Source organism: Pararhodobacter aggregans, from assembly GCF_003075525.1.
In the GTDB taxonomy this organism is placed as follows: Bacteria; Pseudomonadota; Alphaproteobacteria; order Rhodobacterales; family Rhodobacteraceae; genus Pararhodobacter; species Pararhodobacter aggregans.
The window spans coordinates 234210-250554 of the sequence record NZ_QDDR01000008.1; the positions used below are offsets into that span (position 1 = coordinate 234210).

General features: G+C 68.1%; 18 protein-coding genes and 1 pseudogene. 11 read left to right on the top strand and 8 right to left on the bottom strand.

Annotated features, from left to right (window positions below; all coding sequences use genetic code 11):
* Positions 1–9 precede the first annotated feature (9 nt).
* Positions 10–1515, bottom strand: a complete 1506-nt coding sequence (locus DDE23_RS16045; protein ID WP_157958045.1) for a glycosyltransferase family A protein — start codon at positions 1513–1515, stop codon at positions 10–12.
* A 405-nt stretch (positions 1516–1920) separates the two neighbouring features.
* On the opposite strand from DDE23_RS16045, the pseudogene rplU reads away from it, so the two are divergent.
* The 6 genes and pseudogenes from rplU to DDE23_RS16075 form a co-directional block, all read left to right on the top strand.
* A pseudogene (gene rplU / locus DDE23_RS16050) lies at positions 1921–2322 on the top strand (50S ribosomal protein L21); the annotation flags it as partial.
* Positions 2323–2385: 63 nt separating this feature from the next.
* Positions 2386–2655, top strand: a complete 270-nt coding sequence (rpmA, locus tag DDE23_RS16055) for a 50S ribosomal protein L27 (RefSeq protein WP_107752905.1) — start codon at positions 2386–2388, stop codon at positions 2653–2655.
* An 89-nt stretch (positions 2656–2744) separates the two neighbouring features.
* Positions 2745–3302: a GNAT family N-acetyltransferase gene (locus DDE23_RS16060; protein ID WP_107752907.1), complete on the top strand. Its 558-nt coding sequence runs from the start codon at positions 2745–2747 to the stop codon at positions 3300–3302.
* Between the two features lie 105 nt (positions 3303–3407).
* Positions 3408–4442, top strand: coding sequence for a GTPase ObgE (obgE, locus tag DDE23_RS16065; protein WP_107752909.1), 1035 nt, complete (start codon positions 3408–3410; stop codon positions 4440–4442).
* A complete protein-coding gene (gene proB / locus DDE23_RS16070) occupies positions 4430–5554 on the top strand; it encodes a glutamate 5-kinase (protein WP_107752911.1) in 1125 nt (374 codons plus the stop codon). Before obgE ends, proB begins: the two co-directional genes overlap by 13 nt.
* 9 nt (positions 5555–5563) lie before the next feature.
* On the top strand, positions 5564–6826 hold the full coding sequence (locus tag DDE23_RS16075) for a glutamate-5-semialdehyde dehydrogenase (protein ID WP_107752913.1): 1263 nt from the start codon (positions 5564–5566) through the stop codon (positions 6824–6826).
* Here the strand turns inward: DDE23_RS16075 and DDE23_RS16080 are convergent.
* Positions 6816–7379, bottom strand: a complete 564-nt coding sequence (locus tag DDE23_RS16080) for a histidine phosphotransferase family protein (RefSeq protein ID WP_157958046.1) — start codon at positions 7377–7379, stop codon at positions 6816–6818. The genes DDE23_RS16075 and DDE23_RS16080 overlap by 11 nt on opposite strands.
* 46 nt (positions 7380–7425) lie before the next feature.
* On the opposite strand from DDE23_RS16080, the gene DDE23_RS16085 reads away from it, so the two are divergent.
* The 3 genes from DDE23_RS16085 (at position 7426) to olsA (ending at position 9344) form a co-directional block, all read left to right on the top strand.
* On the top strand, positions 7426–7599 hold the full coding sequence (locus DDE23_RS16085) for a DUF3553 domain-containing protein (protein WP_107752916.1): 174 nt from the start codon (positions 7426–7428) through the stop codon (positions 7597–7599).
* A gap of 73 nt (positions 7600–7672) precedes the next feature.
* Positions 7673–8482: an L-ornithine N(alpha)-acyltransferase gene (gene olsB / locus DDE23_RS16090; RefSeq protein WP_107752918.1), complete on the top strand. Its 810-nt coding sequence runs from the start codon at positions 7673–7675 to the stop codon at positions 8480–8482.
* Entirely contained in the window at positions 8448–9344 is an 897-nt protein-coding gene (gene olsA, locus DDE23_RS16095; protein WP_107752920.1) for a lyso-ornithine lipid O-acyltransferase, read from the top strand. The genes olsB and olsA overlap by 35 nt, the downstream gene beginning before the upstream one ends.
* Before the next feature lie 3 nt (positions 9345–9347).
* On the opposite strand, the gene pgl is transcribed toward olsA, so the two are convergent.
* From pgl to DDE23_RS16120, 5 genes are all read right to left on the bottom strand, one after another.
* Positions 9348–10016 (bottom strand): 6-phosphogluconolactonase, encoded by a 669-nt coding sequence (pgl, locus tag DDE23_RS16100; protein ID WP_107752922.1) that lies wholly within the window; start codon positions 10014–10016, stop codon positions 9348–9350.
* Positions 10016–11464, bottom strand: a complete 1449-nt coding sequence (gene zwf / locus DDE23_RS16105; RefSeq protein ID WP_107752924.1) for a glucose-6-phosphate dehydrogenase — start codon at positions 11462–11464, stop codon at positions 10016–10018. The genes pgl and zwf overlap by 1 nt, the downstream gene beginning before the upstream one ends.
* Before the next feature lie 107 nt (positions 11465–11571).
* Positions 11572–12156: an HNH endonuclease gene (locus DDE23_RS16110; RefSeq protein ID WP_107752925.1), complete on the bottom strand. Its 585-nt coding sequence runs from the start codon at positions 12154–12156 to the stop codon at positions 11572–11574.
* A 139-nt stretch (positions 12157–12295) separates the two neighbouring features.
* Positions 12296–12958 carry an alpha/beta hydrolase gene (locus DDE23_RS16115; RefSeq protein ID WP_107752927.1) on the bottom strand — a complete coding sequence of 221 codons (663 nt, stop codon included), beginning with the start codon at positions 12956–12958 and terminating at the stop codon, positions 12296–12298.
* A gap of 11 nt (positions 12959–12969) precedes the next feature.
* A complete protein-coding gene (locus DDE23_RS16120) occupies positions 12970–13599 on the bottom strand; it encodes a DNA-3-methyladenine glycosylase family protein (RefSeq protein WP_107752929.1) in 630 nt (209 codons plus the stop codon).
* Between DDE23_RS16120 and DDE23_RS25150 the strand changes: the two genes are divergently transcribed.
* Both DDE23_RS25150 and pgi read left to right on the top strand, forming a co-directional pair.
* Positions 13598–13771 carry a hypothetical protein gene (locus tag DDE23_RS25150; RefSeq protein WP_157958047.1) on the top strand — a complete coding sequence of 58 codons (174 nt, stop codon included), beginning with the start codon at positions 13598–13600 and terminating at the stop codon, positions 13769–13771. The genes DDE23_RS16120 and DDE23_RS25150 overlap by 2 nt on opposite strands.
* Complete coding sequence (gene pgi / locus DDE23_RS16125; protein WP_107752931.1) at positions 13771–15393, top strand: glucose-6-phosphate isomerase; 1623 nt, start codon at positions 13771–13773, stop codon at positions 15391–15393. Before DDE23_RS25150 ends, pgi begins: the two co-directional genes overlap by 1 nt.
* Positions 15394–15496: 103 nt before the next feature.
* Here pgi and DDE23_RS16130 read toward each other — a convergent pair whose 3' ends face one another.
* Positions 15497–16333, bottom strand: a complete 837-nt coding sequence (locus DDE23_RS16130) for an alkaline phosphatase family protein (protein ID WP_107752933.1) — start codon at positions 16331–16333, stop codon at positions 15497–15499.
* Positions 16334–16345 lie beyond the last annotated feature (12 nt).

Below are 16345 nucleotides of genomic sequence, written 5' to 3' on the forward strand. Positions count from 1 at the left end.
GCGCCCCCCTCAGATCCGGCTGACCACGAGGTCGTGGCAGGTGAAGCGGAAGTCCTGAGCCTGACGGGGCAGGGCGATCGACAGTTTCGGCGTCTCGGCCTTGGCCAGCTGCCTGGCACTGAACTCGCGGGTGATCTTGAGCGCGCCGCCGGGCGGGCAGGAATGGACGTGGTTCTCCTCGAACGCATGGCTGCGGCGGCCGATCAGATCCTTGTGCCAGACCGACAGCGCGGTCTCGAAGAGGAAACCTTGCGGATGGCTGACGATCACCTCGCAGCGCAGCCCCTCGCCGCGCCGGGCCAGCCCCGCGAGCGACAGTTCCACGGCCGCCCAATCCAGCGTCTGCGGGATCTGCACCACCATCCGCCGTTCCACCGGCGAGGCATGCATCAGCAGGCCCGGACGGGTTTCGGCCAGCGACAGTTCGAACCGGTCGAGGAAGGGCGTGCCCGCCCCCAGCCGGTAGCCGAGGTTCAGCTCGCCCACCGTGGGCCAGAGCGACCATGCCCGGGACTCGAGCGGGGCGGTCACCTCGTCATGGAGGCTGACGGCACTGACCCGGGCCTCGAGCGCGTCGATCTTGGCCCTGAGCGTCGCCGCCTCGCCGTTGATCTTGTGCCAGAGCGCGCTGGTCTCGTCGTTCAGCTCCTTGATGACGGTGGCGGCGGTGGCGCGGATCAGGACGCCGGCATCCGCCTCGCCCGGAGCCGAGTTGAGCGGCATTTTCGCCAGATCGGAATAGAGCCGCCAGTCATAGGAGGGATTGTCGAGCGTGTTCAGCGCGACATTCTGCGCCGTGTCGTCCTGCCGCCGGGTGCGGCGGTGGTGGAAGGCCAGTTTGCGGTCGAGGATCGCCACCCGCCAGCGTTGCAGGAAACGCGTCATGAAGGCCCGGTCCTCCATGACGTTGAAGGCGGCGGGGAAACCGCCGACCTCCAGCGCCTCGGCCCTTCGCAGCATCCATTGCACCGGATAGAGGTCGTGCCGATAGGTGGCATAGGCCACCGGGTCGAGGAAGAAATCCCGCCGCCGGAACGAGGCCGGAAGCTCGTCCTCGCCCTGCGGCACCAGCGTTTCAGCGCCGTCCTCGACCAGCAGATCCTCGCGGATCGCCGTCACCAGCGAGGCCACGCCGCCCAGATCGGGCGCCATCTCCCGCGTCTGGTCGTAGAGCCCCAGCAGCGCTTGCAGAAACTCAGGGTCCCAGGTGTCGTCGTCGTCAAGGCAGCAGACGAACTCGGTCGCCAGCGCCTCGGCCCCGAGGTTGAAGGCGAGCGAGCGTCCGATGGAGCGGGGCAGCGACAGCAGCTGCATGGCGCCGCCGTCGAAGGCAGGCAGCAGGCCCGCGGCCTGCAGCGCGGCCTCCAGAAGCGCGGGATCGCCGCCGTCGTTGACCAGCACCACCCGCCAGCTGTCCGTCGTCTGCGCCAGCACACTGTGCAGCGCGCGGGTCACGAAGAGCGGCCTGTCCTTGGTGCGGATGACGATGCCGACACGCGGAGCGGAAGAAGTCATGTTCTGGGACAACCGATTGACTGCGCAAGGATCGCGGGCCCCTGAACCCGCCTCGGGCGTAGAGTATGCGAAGCGCCAAGTCCCGGTCCATCCCGAAAAGCCACAGCGCATGCGGTTGCGGGGCGGGGGCATTCCGTGCCAGATCGGCCCCGCCCGCCGACCCCGGACAGGCCGCGCGCAGGGTCGCGTCTGCCGCCCTTCCGCCGGGTGGTTTCCCCGGGCGACGGCTTGACTTGTGCCACCACTTGAGGGTAGAGGACCGCCACGCCCCGCTCTCGTCGCGTTGTCGCCGATGCGGGGCGCGTTGTTTATCACCCCTTGAAGGGGCGCAGTTCGAGGCGGCGCAAGCCCATAACGCCCGGCAACGGGGGCCACAGAACGCGGAAACGAAAAGGAAGACAGGACATGTTCGCAGTCCTCAAGACCGGCGGCAAGCAATACCGCGTCCAATCGGGCGACGTGCTGCGCGTCGAACGTCTCGCCGCTGATGCCGGCGAGAAGATCCAGTTCAACGAGATCCTGATGCTGGGCGGCGATTCGACCGTCATCGGCGCGCCGCTCATCGCGGGTGCGGCGGTGCAGGCCGAAGTCATCGACCAGATCAAGGGCGAGAAGGTCATCCACTACGTCAAGCGTCGCCGCAAGCACAGCTCGCAGCGCACCAAGGGTCACCGTCAGCTGCTGACGCTGGTCCGCGTGACCGACATCCTCGCCGAAGGCGCGGACACGTCGGGCGTGAAGGCCGCCATCGGCTCGGGCACCAAAGCCCCGGTCGAGGCCGAGCCCGCCCCGGCCGCGGAAGCCGCTGCCGAGAAACCGAAACGGGCGCCCCGCAAAAAAGCGGCGGCCGAAGCGCAGGAGTAAGACCCCATGGCTCACAAAAAAGCAGGCGGTTCGTCCCGCAACGGCCGCGACTCGGCCGGTCGCCGTCTCGGCGTGAAGATCTATGGCGGTCAGGTCTGCATCGCCGGCAACATCATCGTGCGCCAGCGCGGCACCAAGCATTGGGCCGGCGCCGGTGTCGGCATGGGCAAGGATCACACGCTGTTTGCGCTGCAGGATGGCCGCGTGACCTTCACCAAGGGCCTCAAGGGCCGCAGCTTCGTGTCGATCGTTCCGGTGGCCGAGGCCGCCGAGTAACTCAGTAGATACAATCGACTGATACTCCGGGGGCCGACAGGAAACTGCCGGCCCCCTCGCTTTTGTTCTTCCCCTGTCCGAGTCGCGTCATGAACGCCCGTCCGAGTCTCGCCGCGCTGCCGCGCGCACCCCAAACCACCATCGAGGCCGGCAGCCTGCTGCTGCGCCCGCTGACCCCGGCCGACGTGCCGGCGCTGGCGCGTCACGTCGGCGATGTCCGGGTGGCGCAGGGCACGCGCTCGATCCCGCATCCCTTGCCCGAGGGGGCGGCCGAGGCCTTTGTCGCCACGGCCCTCGCGCCCGGCCGGGACGAGGATGTCTGGGCCATCGACGGCACCCCCGGCGGCAGCGATCCGCTGGTGGGGGTCGTCTCGCTCAAGGCGCTCGACCGCAAGCAGAGCCAGATCGGCTATTGGGTGGCGCCGGCCTTCTGGCACACCGGCATCGCTTCGGCGGCGGTGCGGGCGCTGCTCGATGCCAATCCGCATGCCAATTGCACGGTCTTCGCCGAGGTGTTTCAGGACAATCCCGTCTCGGCGCGGATCCTGACCAATGCCGGGTTCGAATATATCGGCGATGCCGAGGCCTGGTCGGTCGCCCGGGCTGGCGCCGTGCCAACCTGGACCTATCTGCGCAAGATGGCCTGAGAGGGCCAGCCGCGCCTTTCCTCCGGGGCCCGCGCCGTCGCGCGGGCCTTGATCCGCCGCGCGCATGGGGCTATCGCCAAGTCTTGCGCCAAACTGGACCGTCTCATGAAATTCCTCGATCTCGCCAAGGTTACCATCCGTTCGGGTTCCGGCGGCAACGGCTGCGTCAGTTTCCGGCGCGAGAAATTCGTCGAATACGGCGGCCCGGACGGCGGTGACGGCGGCTCGGGCGGCGATGTCTGGGCCGAAGTGGTGCCCGCGCTGAACACGCTGATCGACTTCCGCTACCAGCAGCATTTCTTCGCCGGCAACGGCCGTCCCGGCATGGGCAGCCAGCGCACCGGCAAGGACGGCGACGACATCGTGCTGAAGGTGCCGCAGGGGACCGAGATCCTCGACGTGGACGGCGAGACGGTGATCGCCGACCTGACCACGATCGGCGAGAAGGTGCTGCTGGCCAAGGGCGGCAACGGCGGCTGGGGCAATCTGCGCTTCAAGACCTCGACCAACCAGTCGCCGCGCAAGGGCAATCCCGGGCAGGAAGGCGTCGAGCGCGAGATCTGGCTGCGGCTGAAACTGATCGCCGATGCCGGGCTGGCGGGCCTGCCGAACGCCGGCAAATCCACCTTCCTCGCCGCCACCTCGAACGCCCGGCCGAAGATCGCCGATTACCCGTTCACCACGCTGCACCCGAACCTTGGTGTCGTCGGCATCGACCAGCGCGAATTCGTGCTGGCCGACATTCCCGGCCTGATCGAGGGCGCGAGCGAGGGCCGGGGTCTGGGCGACCAGTTCCTTGGCCATATCGAACGCTGCGCCGTGCTGTTGCATCTGGTTGACGGCACGTCCGAGGATGTGGCCGAGGATTTCCGCATCATCGACCACGAGTTGGAGCTTTATTCCGAGGTGGTCTACGACAAGCCGCGCATCGTCGGGCTGAACAAGATCGACGCGCTGATGGACGAGGAGATCGCCGAGAAGCGCGCCGCGCTGGAAGAGGCCTCGGGCGGGCGGGTCTATCTGCTCTCGGGGGCGACGGGCAAGGGCGTGACCGAGGTGCTGCGCGCCCTCTGGGCCGAGATTTCCGCGCAACGGGCCGAGGCTGCGGCCGAGGGAGACGACGAATCGTGGCAACCCTGACCGAGACCCGGCTGTCGCTGACCCAGGCGCGGCGGCTGGTCATCAAGATCGGCTCGGCGCTGCTGGTCGATGCGGCCAGCGGTCAGCTGAAATCCGACTGGCTGCGCGCTCTGGCCGAGGATGTGGCCGAGGCCAAGGCGCGGGGCGCCGATGTGGTGCTGGTCTCCTCGGGCTCGATCGCTCTGGGGCGGCGGGTGCTGGGCCTGCCCAAGGGCGAGCTGGCGCTGGAGCAATCGCAGGCGGCCGCCGCCGTCGGCCAGATCCGTCTGGCGCGGGCCTATGAGGAAGCCTTGCAGCCGCATGGCATCACCACCGCGCAGGTGCTGGTGACGCTGGAGGATACCGAGGACCGCCGCCGCTATCTGAACACCCGCGCGACGATGGAGACGCTTCTGTCCCTCGGCGTCGTGCCCATCGTCAACGAGAATGACACCGTCGCCACGGACGAGATCCGCTACGGCGACAACGACCGGCTGGCGGCGCAGGTGGCGATCACCATCGGCGCCGACCAACTGGCGCTGCTGTCCGATGTGGACGGGCTCTATACCGGCAACCCGCATGTCGACCCGACGGCCCGGCGCCTCGACTACGTGGCCGATGTCACGCCCGAGATCGAGGCGATGGCCGGTGATCCGGTCTCCGGCCTGTCGAAGGGCGGGATGAAGACCAAGGTCATGGCCGCGCGCACCGCGACGCATGGTGGCTGCGCCATGGTCATCGCCGCGGGGGCACCCTTGCGGCCGCTGACGGCCATCGAGCAGGGCGCGAATTGCACCTGGTTCGGGGCGCTCGGCGACCCGCAGGCCGCCCGCAAGCGCTGGATCGCGGCGATGAAGCCCAAGGGCGTGCTGCGGATCGACGCGGGCGCGGCGCAGGCTCTGGGGCAGGGCAAGTCGCTGCTTCCCGCGGGCGTCACGACGGTCGAGGGCGCGTTCGGCCGGGGCGAGCCGGTGGCGATCCAGGGGCCCGAGGGGGCGCTGGGGATCGGCCTTGTCCGCTATACCGCCGAGGAAGCGCGCAAGATCAAGGGCAAGCGGTCGGATGCGATTGCGGCGGTGCTGGGCTACGCCGGGCGCGCCGCGCTCATTCACCGCGACGATATGGTTCTCTAGGAGGGGCAGATGGACGGCATGGATATCGCCACGCTGATGGAAGGTCTCGGCGCGCGCGCCCGCGAGGCTTCGGCCGAGCTGGCCTTCGCCCCGCCGCAAGCCAAGGAAGCGGCGCTGCTGGCTGCGGCCGAGGCGGTCGAGGCCTCGCTGCCGCAGATCCTCGAGGCCAATGCCAGGGACATGGCCTTCGGCCGCGACAAGGGCCTCAGCGACGCCATGCTCGACCGGCTGAAGCTCGATGCCTCGCGCGTCGCGGGCATCGTCGCGGGGCTGCGCGCGGTGGCGGCGCAGGAGGATCCGGTGGGCGCGGTCGTCGCCGAATGGGACATGCCGAGCGGGCTGCATATCCGCCGGGTCCGCACGCCTTTGGGCGTGATCGGCGTGATCTATGAAAGCCGCCCCAATGTGACAGCGGATGCTGCCGCGCTGTGCCTCAAATCCGGCAATGCAGTGATCCTGCGCGGCGGGTCCGAGAGCTATCATTCCTCGCAGGCGCTGCTGGCCTGCATGGTCGCGGGGTTGAAAGCCGCGGGCCTGCCCGAAGGCGCGATCCAGATGGTGCCGACCCGCGACCGGGCGGCGGTGTCCGAGATGCTGCGCATGGTCAAGTACATCGACGTGATCGTGCCCCGGGGTGGCAAGGGGCTGGTCGGCCTCGTGCAGGCCGAGGCCCGGGTGCCGGTCTTCGCCCATCTGGAGGGGATCTGCCACATCTACGCCGATGGCGAGGCCGATCTGGATAAAGCCCGCCGCGTGGTCCTGAACGCCAAGACCCGGCGCACCGGCATCTGCGGCTCGGCCGAATGCCTGCTGATTGACCGGGCCTTCTATGCCAGGCATGGCGGGGTGCTGATCGAGGATCTGCTGAAGGCGGGTGTCGAGGTGCGGACCGAAGGCGAATTGCTCAGCATTCCCGGTACGATAGAGGCCAAAGCTGACGATTTCGGCCGCGAGTTCCTGGACATGATTATCGCCGCCAGGCTGGTCGATGGGGTGGACGGGGCGATCGCCCATATCCGCCGCTACGGCAGCCAGCACACCGAGTCGATTCTGACGGAAAATCAAGCGACTGCGGACCGTTTCTTCCAGCGGCTGGACAGCGCGATCCTGATGCACAACGCGTCCACGCAATTCGCCGATGGCGGGGAGTTCGGCATGGGCGCCGAAATCGGCATCGCCACCGGCAAGATGCATGCCCGCGGCCCGGTGGGCGCCGAGCAGCTGACCAGCTTCAAATATCTGGTGACCGGCGAGGGCACGATCAGAGGCTGATCGCGATCCCGCCGTCGTCCCGGGTGACCTCGACGGCGCCGCCTTCGGCCAGCAGCGCGAAATGCACCGTGGCGGCCGCCGGGGCCTCGGGCGGGGTGCCGGTGGCCAGCGCCTCCCACAGGTCGGGGTCCAGCTTCATCCGCGCGGCCCGGGCGCTGACGCGCTGACCGGTGACCTGCGCCGTGCCGCCCCAGGGCAGCGCCGTTTCCAGGCAGAGCGCGGCCAGGGCCAGCCGTTTCGCCTGCACGCGGGGCAGGGGTCCGCGCAGCCCGCATTCGACCGTCAGGCGGCCGTTCAGCGACAGCGCCTGCAAGGCCTCGGCCAGATCCTCGGCCTTCGCCTCCTGCCCCGGATGCGCCGCGCCGAAGGCCAGCCGGTAAAGCCGGACCCGGGCCTGCGCCGCCGCCACCGCCTGTTCGATCAGGGCCAGCTCGTCCGAGCCCTCGTGCAGCATTTTCAGCAGCTCGACCCCGTTGCCGATCGCGCCAAGAGGGCTTACCAGATCATGGCAAAGCCGCGAGCCGACCAGCGCGGCGAGATCGGGCGCGCTCATGCGCCCGCCTCGACGGTCTGGCCGGCCCCTGCACAGGAGCGATCCCATGGCCCAGCTGCTGGAGCCCGGCATGTTTGTCCGCCACCCGACCCAGCCCGATTGGGGCCTTGGGCAGGTTCAATCCGTGGTGGGCGACCGCGTGACGGTGAATTTCGAAGAAGCAGGGAAGGTCGTGGTGGATACACGGGTCATCAATCTCGATTGGGTGCCGGGGCTTTAGCCGGGAAATCCGGCCGAGCCTAGGACCGAAGCCCGCCCCAAGTCAACGGCACCCCGGGAGGGGAGGAACAGCGATGAATGATGTACAACGCCCCGCCGCCGCCCCGCGCGAGATCGCCTATGAGGTGCGTCTGGCGCAGGACGAGCGCGACCTCAAGGCGGCGCAGCGGCTGCGCTACGCGGTCTTTGTCGAGGAGTTGGGCGCGCGCTGCGAAGGGGCCGATCACACCGCCCGGCTGGAGCGGGACGCGCTGGACCCGCATTTCGACCATCTGCTGCTCATTGACCGCAACGCCGATCCCGAGACGCTGGACCATGTGGTCGGCGTCTATCGCCTGTTGCCGCAGGACCGGGCCGCGGCGCTGGGGCGGTTCTATTCCGATGCCGAATACGACCTCGCGCCCCTCAGGGCTTCGGGTCGCAAGCTGGTCGAGCTGGGGCGCAGCTGCGTGCATCCCGCCCATCGACGCGGCGCTTCGATGCTGCTCATGTGGAACGGGCTGGCCGAATACGTGATCGCCCGCGGGATCGAGATCATGTTCGGTGTGGCCTCGTTCCACGGCGCCGATCCCGCGCCCCATGCCGAGGCGCTGAGCTGGCTCAACGCCCATCATCTGGCGCCCGAGGCCCTGCGTGTCACCGTCCGTCCCGGCCCTCAGGTGCAACGGATGGATCTGATCGACCCCGCGGCACTGGACCGGGCCCGGGCGCTGGCCGCCATTCCGCCCCTGATCCGCGCCTATCTGCGGCTGGGCGGGTTCGTGGGGCAGGGCGCCTTCATCGACCATGATTTCAACACCACGGATGTGTGCCTGATCATGGACACCTCCACCATGTCCGAGCGAGCCGTTGACTTCTACACCCGCAAAACCCCTCGCGGCTGAAACGCCCGCTCCCCGCGATCCCACCTGGGTCTCGCCCGATGGCGATCCGCCGCCGGTCAGGATCGGGCCGCTGGGCTGGCTGGTGCTGGCGCTGCGGCTGCCGGTTCTGGGGCTGGTGGTCTTCGGCGGGCTGGCGCTGCATCTGACGCTCCGGCTGCTGGAGCGCCCGCTGTTCGGGCTCAAGCGGCCGGTCACGCCCTTCGTCACGCAGGCGGTCTGCCGGGCGGCATTTCTGGTGCTGGGGATCGGCTTTCGCACCCGGGGCCGGCCGATGCAGGGCCGCGGCGCGGTGGTCGCCAACCATGTGAGCTGGCTCGATATCTTCGCCATGAACGCGCCGCAGCGGATCTACTTCGTGGCCAAGAACGAGGTGGCGGGCTGGCCCGGGATCGGCTGGCTGGCCAAGGCCACCGGCACCGTCTTCATCCGCCGCGACCCGCGCGAGGCGAAGGCGCAGAAGCTGGTGTTCGAGGCGCGGCTCAGGGCCGGGCATCACCTGTGCTTCTTTCCCGAGGGCACCAGTTCCGACGGGCTCAGGATCCTGCCCTTCAAGCCCACGCTCTTTGCCGCCTTCTTCGATCCCGATCTGGCGGGGCTCCTGTCCATTCAGCCGGTGACGCTGGTCTATACCGGCCCGCCGGGGCGCGACCCGCGCTTTTACGCCTGGTGGGGGACGCTGGGCTTCGGCGGGCATCTGGTGCGGGTGCTGGCGCAGATCCGTCAGGGCCAGGTCGAGGTGGTCTATCACCCGCCGATCCCGGTGGCCGAAACGCCCAGCCGCAAGGCCATGGCCAGCCGGTGCGAGGCGGCGGTGAAAGCGGGGCTGATCGCGGGACTGCCCGAGGGCAGCCTCAGGGATTAGGTCTCAGGGCGCCCAGTGAACGCTGGCCTTGGACAGGAGCGCGTTGATCGGCGCTTCGGTCGGCGAGAGTTTCTGCGCGCGTTCCAGCGCCTCGCGCTTCTCGGCGCCGACGATCAGAACATGCAGGGCGAAGGCGCCTTTCAGCACCCGCGCGCTCATCGTCACCCGGGGTTCGGGCGCATCGGGGGCGGTGATCGGCACGATGACCGGCGCGTCATTGGCAAGCGCCAGGGCCAGTTCCGGCGCGCCCGGGAACATGGAGGCGGTGTGCATGTCGGCGCCCATGCCGACCAGCGCCACGTCGATGGGCAAGAGCGGCTCAAGATCGGCGGCGGTCAGCGCCGCGCCCTCTGCCGGCGGCAGGTCGCGCCAGAGGGGCAGCAGATGCGCCGCCGAGGCCTTGCCGCGCAGAAGCCGGGCGCGGAGTTGCCCGGCGTTCGAGCGGGGGTGATCCTCGGGCAGCCAGCGCTCGTCGCCGGGCACCACATCCACCCGGTCCCAGTCGATGTCCACCGCCGAGAGCATGTCGAAGACCGGCCCCGGCGTGGTGCCGCCCGGCACCGCAAACAGCGCCCGGTCGCGCCTGAGCAGCGCCTCGCGCAGGTCGCGCGACAGGATGCGGGCCAGGGACAGCATCATCATGTCGGCGTCGGAATATTCGATAAAGTCCATCAACGGATCTCGCGCCAGCTTCGTTGGTCCAGATGGATCAACTTAAGCGCTTCATCCGGTCCCGACGAGCCCGGGTCGTAAGCAAAGGGCCGGTCAGCGAATTTTTGCCAGTGGGCGATGATCGGATCGGTCCAGGCCCAGGCGGCCTCGACCTCGTCGCCGCGCATGAACAGCGTCTGGTTGCCGCGGATCACGTCCATGATGAGCCGCTCATAGGCATCGGGAATATGCATGTCGTCGCCCAGAGCCTCGGCAAAGGACATGTCGAGTGCCACGTCCTTCAGACGCATGCCGCCGGGGCCGGGTTCCTTGATCATCACCTTCAGCGTCATGCCCTCGTCCGGTTGCAGGCGGATGACCAGCATGTTGGCCTTCCAGGGCGCATCCTCGCCGAAGATCGAATGCGGCGGGTCGCGGAAGATCACGGCGATTTCCGAGGCGCGGGACCGCAGCCGCTTGCCGGTGCGCAGGTAGAAAGGCGTGCCCTTCCAGCGCCAGCTGGAGATGCCGACCTTGAGCGCGACATAGCTTTCGGTGGTCGAGGCGGGGTTCTCCACCTCGTCCCGATACGAGGGGGTCGCCGCCCCGCCGCCGTATTGGCCGCGCACCACATGCTGCGGCTCGACCGGGTCCAGCGCGTGAATGACCTTCAGCTTTTCGTCCCGCACCGCGTCGGGTTCGAACTTGTGCGGCGGCTCCATGGCGATCAGGCACAGAAGCTGCATCAGGTGGTTCTGCACCATGTCCCGCATGGCGCCCGATTTGTCGTAATAGGGGCCGCGGCCGCCGACGCCCACGGTTTCCGCCACAGTGATCTGCACATGGTCGACGAACCGCGCGTTCCACAGCGGCTCGAACAGGATATTGCCGAAGCGGACCGCCATCAGGTTCTGGACGGTCTCCTTGCCCAGATAATGGTCGATCCGGTAGATCTGCGTCTCGGTGAAATGCGCGGCGAGCGTCTGGTTCAGCGCGCGCGCCGTCTCCAGATCGTTGCCGAAGGGCTTTTCCACCACGATCCGCGTCTCGGGCGTGACCATGCCATATTTGCCAAGGCCCGCCGCCAGCGGGCCGAACAGCGAGGGTCCGACCGAGAAATAGAAGGCCCGCACCACGCCGTCGCGGAGTTTTGCGGCCAGTTCCGCCCAGCCCTCATCGCCGGTGGCCTCGACCGCGACGTAATCGAGCCGGTCCAGGAAATCGGCGCGCGCGGCGGGCTCGGGCGCCTTGTCGCCCATGAATTCGTCAAAGGCCTCGGACACCATCTGGCGGAAGTCCGCGGCCGATTGCTCGGTCCGTGCGGCGCCGATGATGCGGGCTTCGGGCGGCATCTGCCCCTCGGCAAAGCGCTGCCAGAGGGCGGGCAGGATCTTGCGACGGGCCAGGTCGCCGGTGGCGCCGAACACCACCAGATCGAAGGGATCGACGGGAATGACGCGGGCGACCATGCCGGGCTCCTGCGAATTGTTAGCGGTAACTCGGCGCTTGAATAGGGCGCGCGGGCGGGAAAGTCCAGCCTCGCCGTATCAGGTTAAGGCGGGTTTGACGAACCGGCTCAGGCGTCCAGTTCTGTATCCCAATAGAGGTAATCCGCCCAGCTTTCATGCAGGTGGTTCGGCGGAAAACGGCGGCCCTTGTCGATCAGCTCGGCCGAGGAGGGCCGGTGCGGCAGGCGCTGCAGCGACAGGCCGGAATGGCGCAGGCTTTTCGAGCCTTTGCGCAGGTTGCAGGGCGCGCAGGCGGCGACGACATTTTCCCAGCTGGTGACGCCGCCCATGGCCCGGGGGACCACGTGGTCGAAGGTCAGGTCATGGCGCGAGCCGCAATACTGGCAGGCGAATTCGTCGCGCAGAAAAAGATTAAAGCGCGTGAAGGCCACGCGCTTTCGGGGTTTGACGTAGTCTTTCAGCACCACGACGGAGGGTATTCGCATTTCCATCCGCTGGCTGCGCACCGTCTGCTCGTATTCGGCAGCGATGGTGACCCGGTCCATCCAGACCGCTTTCACCGCCTCCTGCCAGGGCCAGAGCGACAGCGGATAATAGCTGAGCGGCCGGTAATCGGCGTTCAGGACCAGCGCCGGATATTGCCGCAGCGCCGCGGGTTCGTGCACGAAACTTTGCCTGAAGTCGCCGTCCATTCCTCGTCTCTCCTGGCAGGACCGGCCGAAGCGGAAGTTGCCCCGACTATATCCGGTGTTGCGCCTCTGACAAGCCCGCGAGATCGGGTGCCGGGCGCAGGATGCCGGTCCTGCATCACAAAGAGGCGACAGTTGCGCTTCAGCGCGGCAATTTATCGTGCAGAAAGCCCAGAGCCAGCGACAGCCCCTCGTTGTCGATGGAATGGCCAAGGCCCTTGCAGACATGGGCATAGGTCTCGACGCCCGCCTTGGTCAGGGCGTCCGCCGCCTCGGGCAGGGATTGCACCGGCACCATCGGGTCGGAGTCGCCATGGATCAGCAGCACCGGCGGCTTGGTGACGATCCAGTCGCTCCCGTCCTTTTCCAGCAGCCGGCCCGAAAAGCCGACCACGGCGGCGATGGGCTGGGCCCGGCGGGGCGCGGTGGCGAGGCTCATCATCGTCCCCTGCGAGAAGCCGACCAGCGCCAGGGCCGAGGGCGGCAGGCCTTCATCCGCCAGCACCTGATCGATGAAAGCGTCGATATCGGCGCGCGCCTGTTCGGCCCCGGCCCTCGCGGCCTCTTCCGACGAGCCGTCCAGCCAGGGGATCGGGAACCACTGGAAGCCGAAGGGATTGCCCTGGCAATTCTCGGGCGCATCGGGGGCGTAGAAGGCGGTGCCCTTCAGATGCGGTGCCAGCGGGTCGGCGAGGCCCAGCAGATCGGCGCCATTCGCCCCATAGCCATGCAGGAAGATCACCACCGAGGTCGCGGAGCCCTTCGGCGCCCCCTTGCGGGCGGATTTCAGCGGGCGAGGGGGCATGGATCGTCCTTTCAGGTAACGCCTTCACGGCTTTTGGCATGGTGGTAGTAGTGCCAGAGCATCCCCGCGGCAACCGTCCGCCAGGGCGACCAGGCCTCGGCCATGGCGCGCATCGGCTTCTCCTTCGGCCGCTCGGGCAGATCGAACAGGAGCCGCGCGGCCTCCTGCAGGGCAAGGTCGTTCGGCGCGAAGGTGTCGGCGCGGCCGAGGCTGAACATGACATAGATCTCGGCCGTCCAGCGGCCGATGCCGGGCACGGCGGTGAGGGTGGCGACGATCGCGTCCTCGGGCGCCTCGCGCAGGGCGTCGAAGTCGATCTCGGCCTCGGCCAGCGCCTTGATATAGCGGGCTTTCTGGCGGGACAGGCCGTTCGCGCGCAGATGTTCCTCGCTGGCCGCGGCATACTGCGCGGCGCTGACCAGACCGGCGGCCTGCAGCTTGGCGGCGATGGCGCGGGCCGAGGCGACCGAAACCTGCTGGCTGACGATGGCGCCGACCAGCGCCTCGAACCCGTCGCCGCGACGACGCAAGGGCGGCGGGCCGCAGAGCGCCAGCGCCCGGGCAAAGGGCGGATGGGCGGCGGCAAGCCATTCGGCGCCCTCGGCCATGCAGGCCTCGCTGTGCAGGATACGCGGAGTCATGCGCGCCATTCTGCACGGGGTCGCGCCCGCCACAAGGCCCGGAAACCGGGCGTCCGGCCTGTTGCTGGAAGACAGCACCGGCGCGGGGAAAAGACGCCCGGCGCTTTTGCGCTGGGAAACCCGGGCGCATCTTGGCAGAAAGGAGCGAAGCAACCTCTTGGAAGTGTTTTGATGAACGACTGGGCCGCATTGAGCGACCGCCTGCGCGAGACCGCCGACCGGCCGATCCGCGCGCTGTTTTCCGATCCGAACCGGGCGCAAAACTTTTCGGCGATTCTGGAAACTCCGGCGACCGGGCCGATTCTGTTCGATTATTCAAAGACGAATATCGACGAGGCGACCCGTGCCGCATTGCTGGATCTGGCCCGGGCCCGGAGTGTCGAGGCCCGTCGCGACGCCATGTTCCAGGGCGCCCGGATCAACGAGACCGAGGACCGCGCGGTCCTGCACACGGCCCTTCGCAACCTGCAAGGCAGCGTGATGGTCGACGGTCAGGACGTCATGCCCGAGGTCCGCGCCACGCTGGCCCGGATGGAGAGCTTCGCCCGCGACCTGCGCGACGGCCGGATCCGCGCCGCGGGCGGCCGGGTCACCGATGTGGTGAATATCGGCATCGGCGGCTCGGATCTGGGCCCGGCGATGGCGGTGCAGGCGCTTTCGCCCTATGCCGACGGGCCGCGCTGCCATTTCGTCTCGAACGTGGACGGGGCGCATATCCATGACGTGCTGGAGGCGCTGAACCCGGAGACGACGCTGGTGATCGTCGCCTCGAAGACCTTCACCACCATCGAGACGATGACCAATGCCCAGACGGCCAAGGCCTGGATGTCGCGCGCGGTGGCCGAGCCCACCCGGCAATTCGTGGCGCTGTCGACGGCGCTGGACAAGACCTCGGCCTTCGGCATCGACCCGGCGCGGGTCTTCGGTTTCGCCGATTGGGTCGGCGGGCGCTATTCGATGTGGGGGCCCATCGGCCTGAGCCTGATGATCGCCATCGGGCCCGAGGATTTCCGCGCCTTCCTCGCCGGTGCCGCGGCGATGGACCAGCATTTCCTGAGCGCGCCCTTGGACGAGAACATGCCTGTGGCGCTGGCCATGGTCGGCGTCTGGCACCGGCAGGTCTGCGGCCATGCCGCGCGCGCCGTGCTGCCCTATGACCAGCGGCTGGCCCGGCTGCCCGCCTATCTGCAGCAGCTGGAGATGGAATCGAACGGCAAGCGGGTGTCGATGGATGGCGAGGATCTGACGGTGCCCTCGGGCCCCGTGGTCTTTGGCGAGCCCGGGACCAATGGCCAGCATGCCTTCTATCAGCTGATCCATCAGGGCACCGATGTCGTGCCCTGCGAATTCCTGCTGGCGGGGCAGGGGCATGAGCCTGCACTCGCCCATCAGCACCGCCTGCTCGCCGCCAATTGCCTGGCCCAGGCCGAGGCGCTGATGCAGGGCCGGACGCTGGAGGAAGCCCGGGCGCTGATGGCGGCCAAGGGGCTTTCGGGCGAGGAGCTGGAGCGGCAGGCGCGGCACCGGGTCTTTCCGGGTAACCGGCCCTCGACCCTGCTGCTCTATCCCAAGCTGACGCCCGCCATGCTGGGCGCGATCATCGCGCTTTATGAACACCGGGTGTTCGTCGAGGGCGTGGTGCTGGGGATCAATTCCTTCGACCAATGGGGCGTCGAACTGGGTAAGGAACTGGCCTCGCAACTGCTGCCGATGATCGAGGGCAAGGCCACGACGGAGGGCCGTGACGGGTCGACGGCGGCGCTGGTGGCGCGGCTGCGCGAGTTCGGGGTCTAGGAAGCGGGGGGCGCCGCCCCCCGCACCCCCCGCCAAAGGGGGTTTTCCACCCCCTTTGGAAACCCCCGAGGATATTTAGAGAACAAAGATAAGGCTTTGCGGCTCAGCTGAGAAAGCTGGGGTGCTTCATCGTCTCGGGGACAGGGGCGCCGAGGCGGGTCAGGATCGTGGGCGCGAGCTGACGCTGGTCCAGAAGCGTGTCCTTCGACGGGCCTTCGCCCTTGCCGAAGTAATAGAGCGCGAAATCCTGCTGATCCTCGCCCGTGCCGCCGTGATGGCCGCGCAGCGACTGGCCGTGGTCGGCGGTCACGATCACCTCATAGCCCATGGCCAGCCAGTCGGGCAGGAACTTGGCCAGCATCGCGTCGAGCAGCGCGCAGGCATGGTCCATCTCGGGGCAATCATGGCCGAAGCGGTGGCCCATCGAATCCAGCGTGCAGGTGTGCAGGATGCCGTAATCGAGCCCGAAGCGCAGGCAGAGCGAGGTCAGCGTGGCGAAGAGATCGACATCTGAGGGGGTCGTCTGGTTCAGGTGGTCGTAGCCGGTCATAGTGTGGAACCGGCCGTGGTTGATGCTGGGGCTCTCGGGCTCGTCGTATTCGATGTCGCGCACATACTGGAAGGGCGCGCGGTTGAAGAATTCGGACCACCAGCTATGGGTCACGGCGCCGGTGACGCCGCCCGCCTTGCGTGTCTCGCTGAAGACGTCGGGCAGTTCGACCCGCTGGATATGGCCGTTCGACAGCACCCCATGCACCTGCGGCGCCACGCCCGAATGGATCGAGGCATAGCAGGGGCCGGACATCGAGGGCAGGACCGAGCGCATCTTCCAGACCCGCGCCTCGCCCGAGGCGACCCAGCCCTCGAGACACCCGAAATAGCGCCGCCAATTGGCGTAGGGCACGCCGTCGAGGATGATGAGCAGGAGTTTGGTGTCCATTGCGGGGCCTCT